Annotated in this window: 5 protein-coding genes; 2 read left to right on the top strand and 3 right to left on the bottom strand. The window is 72.0% G+C overall.

Translation table 11 applies throughout. From position 1 onward, the window contains the following. Positions 1 to 41: 41 nt before the first annotated feature. Positions 42 to 851: an RNA polymerase sigma factor SigE gene (gene sigE, locus ACJA3G_RS33370; RefSeq protein ID WP_406556777.1), complete on the bottom strand. Its 810-nt coding sequence runs from the start codon at positions 849 to 851 to the stop codon at positions 42 to 44. 161 nt (positions 852 to 1,012) lie between these two features. Here sigE and ACJA3G_RS33365 point away from each other — a divergent pair, with 161 nt between their 5' ends. Then, positions 1,013 to 1,717 (top strand): O-methyltransferase, encoded by a 705-nt coding sequence (locus ACJA3G_RS33365; protein ID WP_406556778.1) that lies wholly within the window; start codon positions 1,013 to 1,015, stop codon positions 1,715 to 1,717. A 168-nt stretch (positions 1,718 to 1,885) separates the two neighbouring features. Here the strand turns inward: ACJA3G_RS33365 and ACJA3G_RS33360 are convergent, their stop codons facing one another. Then, positions 1,886 to 2,053 carry a DUF3117 domain-containing protein gene (locus ACJA3G_RS33360; protein ID WP_009997451.1) on the bottom strand — a complete coding sequence of 56 codons (168 nt, stop codon included), beginning with the start codon at positions 2,051 to 2,053 and terminating at the stop codon, positions 1,886 to 1,888. A 309-nt stretch (positions 2,054 to 2,362) separates the two neighbouring features. Between ACJA3G_RS33360 and ACJA3G_RS33355 the strand changes: the two genes are divergently transcribed. Beyond that, a complete protein-coding gene (locus ACJA3G_RS33355; protein ID WP_406556776.1) occupies positions 2,363 to 3,163 on the top strand; it encodes an enoyl-CoA hydratase/isomerase family protein in 801 nt (266 codons plus the stop codon). A gap of 96 nt (positions 3,164 to 3,259) precedes the next feature. Here ACJA3G_RS33355 and ACJA3G_RS33350 read toward each other — a convergent pair. Beyond that, a partial coding sequence (locus ACJA3G_RS33350; protein WP_406556775.1) for a DNA-3-methyladenine glycosylase I occupies positions 3,260 to 3,449 on the bottom strand: 190 nt, incomplete at its 5' end.

Genomic DNA, 3,449 nt, shown 5'->3' with positions numbered 1-3,449 from the left:
GTCCCCCAGATGCTGCTCGGCGGGGGTGGGGCGGGGGCCGGTCACGCGGTCCCCTCTCCGGCCGCCCCCGGGGCGCCGGGCGCCACCCCCGCGAGGGCACGCTGCTGCTCGGCACGGGCCTCGGGCGAACGGTGCTTGAGGGCCTTGCGCAGATGCGAGCGGCCACGGTGGATCCGGCTGCGCACAGTGCCGAGCTTCACGCCGAGGGTGGCGGCGATCTCCTCGTACGACAGGCCCTCGATGTCGCACAGGACGACGGCCGCGCGGAACTCGGGCGCGAGGGTGTCCAGCGCCTGCTGGACGTCGGCGTCGAAGTGCGCGTCGTTGAAGACCTGCTGGGGGGAGGGGTCGCGGCTGGGGAGCCGCTCGGCCGCCTCGTCGCCCAGCGCGTCGAAGCGGATGCGCTGGCGGCGGCGGACCATGTCCAGGAAGAGGTTGGTGGTGATGCGGTGCAGCCAGCCCTCGAAGGTGCCCGGCGTATACGTCGACAGGGAGCGGAAGACGCGGACGAAGACCTCCTGGGTGAGGTCCTCGGCGTCGTGCTGGTTGCCCGTCAGGCGGTAGGCCAGGCGGTAGACGCGACCGCTGTGCGTGCTGACGATCTCCTCCCACGTGGGAGGGGTCCACGCCGGGGATTCCGCGTCGGCGAAGGTCGCGGTGGCTGCGGAAGGTGCGGCGGAGATGGGGGTCCCTCCCATGCCGTTGAGGCCATGGTGGCGGTCAGCGGTGTCGGTCACGGATTTCGGCTCACCCGCCGACCTGAGAAAGCGCCGCAGCACTCCACCCCGATCCACAGGCGCAGCCGCACCTCCCCTGTCGGCTCTGGTGGTGTCCAGTGGAGCCCCTACCATAGCCACCTCGCCCGTTAGCTCCGGATAAGAATCTTTACGCGCATTTGGGACTGGCTTCCCGTCCCGTCGAGCCCGCCGCTTCCCGGACCGGTCGCGGGCCGGGATTTCGTACTCGTCCGTCTCGTCCATGTATCCCCCCGCCCTTCATAACGCCCGGTCCCATCTGCGGGTTCCCGGGTGCAGCGGATACAGTCACCGTTGCGCGCCAACTACGGGGACAGGAGAGGGCCATTACCGCCAACCGGCAGACGAGCTGGGCGTTCGCCGACGCCTTTGTCGCCGAGGACGACGCGCTGCGCTGGGCCCGCGAGCGGTCCCGGGAGGCAGGACTGCGTTCGGTGTCCCCGGGGACCGGTGCCGCGCTGCGCCTGCTCGCTGCCACCGCCGACGCCAAGGCGATCGCCGAGATCGGCACCGGAACGGGCGTCTCCGGGATCTATCTGCTCCAGGGCCTGCGGCCGGACGGCGTGCTGACCACCGTCGACCCCGAGGCGGACCGCCAGCAGTTCGCCAAGCAGGCGTTCCGGGCGGCGGGGTTCGCGGGGAACCGGGCGCGGTTCATCCCCGGGCGCGCCCTGGACGTACTGCCGCGGCTGGCCGACGGCGGATACGACCTGGTGTTCTGCGACGGCGACCGGGCAGAGTCCCTGGACTACCTCGCTGAATCGTTGCGCCTGCTGCGGCCCGGCGGAATCGTCTGCTTCGAAGGGGTCTTCGCCGACGGCCGTACGGTCGACTCGGGCGTCCAGCCCGCCGAGGTGCTGCGGCTGCGGGACCTGCTGCGGACCGTGCGCGAGAGCCAGGAGCTCGTCGGGTCGCTGCTGCCGGTGGGCGACGGGCTGCTCTGCGCCGTGAAGCGGGCGTAGCGCCGCACCGGGGCGCCGCCGTCGTCATCCGCACGCCGCGGGGCTCTTCCTCCGGCCGCGCGCCGGGAGCCATCCGTCCGTGCCGGGGAGCCGGAAACCACTCCGCCCCGGGCCGGTACGTGCGTACCGGCCCGGGGCGGGCACAGATCGGGGGTCAAGCCTGCTGAATCAGCCGACGACCTTCTTGAGCGCGTCACCGAGCGCCTCGGCCTCGTCCGGGGTCAGCTCGACCACAAGCCGTCCGCCGCCTTCGAGCGGAACGCGCATGACGATGCCCCGCCCCTCCTTGGTCACCTCGAGCGGGCCGTCGCCCGTCCGCGGCTTCATGGCCGCCATGCTGTTTCCCCTTCCTGAAACCAGCTCATCGCAGCCGGCGGCCCCATGACAGGCACCGTGTTACCGGCATCGAACACATTGCTTCCAGGTCATTATCCCGCATCGCAGGACCCGATGACCAACATCGGTCGGCATCGCTTGCGCAACGCGCTCTATCAAAACCACTCAATTCGGCGATCCGCCTGCGATACTTCGCCACCCCCGGTCCGGATGGTGCCCGGGTTTGTTTGACGCAGGTCACATGTGCGGCGTCGATGATCTCCGCCATGCTGGGCGGACACGACACCGCAATGGAGGGGATCCATCCCAATGGCCGACACCGTGCTCTACGAGGTGACCGACGGGCTCGCGACGATCACGCTCAACCGTCCCGACGCCATGAACGCCATGAACACCGAGGCCAAGGTCGCCCTGCGGGACGCGGCACGGGCCGCCGCCGCGGACCCCGCGGTGCGGGCGGTCCTGCTGACGGCGACCGGCCGGGCGTTCTGCGTCGGCCAGGACCTCAAGGAGCACGTGGCCCTGCTGGCGGCGGACCGCGAGGCGGGCACCAAGGTCACGATGAGCACGGTCCGCGAGCACTACAACCCGATCGTGGAGGCCCTCACCGGGATGCCCAAGCCGGTCGTGGCCGGGGTGAACGGCGTCGCGGCGGGCGCGGGACTCGGCTTCGCGCTGGCGGCGGACTACCGGGTGGTGGCGGACACCGCCGCCTTCAACTCCTCCTTCGCGGGGGTCGCGCTGACGGCCGACTCCGGCGTCTCCTGGACGCTGCCCCGGCTGATCGGCCAGTCCCGCGCCGCCGACCTGCTGTTCTTCCCGCGCTCGATCTCCGCGCGCGAGGCGTACGACCTGGGCATCGTGAACAAGCTGGTCCCGGCGGACGAGCTGGCGGCCGAGGCGGCGGCCGTGGCGCGCGCGCTCGCCGACGGCCCGACGCTCGCGTACGCGGCGCTGAAGGAGTCACTGGCGTACGGGGCCGGGCACTCGCTGGCCGAGGCGCTGGAGAAGGAGGACGAGCTCCAGACGCGGGCGGGTGCCTCCGAGGACCACGGGATCGCGGTGGCGGCGTTCCTGGCGAAGGAGAAGCCGAAGTACGTGGGGCGCTGAGCCATCCGTGGCGGGCGGGCCTCGGGAGGATGGCCGAGGGCCGTCCCGGGGCCGCCGCACGGCTCCCCGCGCCGCGTGAGGGCCCTGTCGTGCCCCTCAGAGGGCGCCGGCGCCGCCCCGGGACACACAGTTCTCCAGGTGGTCGTCCACCAGGCCGCACGCCTGCATCAGGGCGTACGCCGTCGTGGGGCCGATGAAGCGCAGGCCGCGCTTCTTGAGGGCCTTGGACAGCGCCGTCGACTCGTCGGTGACCGGGGGGACGTCCGCCAGGGTGCGGGGAGCCGGG

Origin of the sequence: Streptomyces sp. YS-3 (assembly GCF_045257485.1) — a bacterium.
GTDB lineage: Bacteria > Actinomycetota > Actinomycetes > Streptomycetales > Streptomycetaceae > Streptomyces.
This window is presented reverse-complemented; position numbering and strand designations above follow the sequence as displayed.

Bases quoted from the DNA above. Each gene is read 5' to 3' on its own strand.
- sigE (WP_406556777.1), bottom strand. From the start codon at position 851: ATGGTAGGGGCTCCACTGGACACCACCAGAGCCGACAGGGGAGGTGCG.
- ACJA3G_RS33360 (WP_009997451.1), bottom strand. From the start codon at position 2,053: ATGGCGGCCATGAAGCCGCGGACGGGCGACGGCCCGCTCGAGGTGACC.
- ACJA3G_RS33355 (WP_406556776.1), top strand. From the start codon at position 2,363: ATGGCCGACACCGTGCTCTACGAGGTGACCGACGGGCTCGCGACGATC.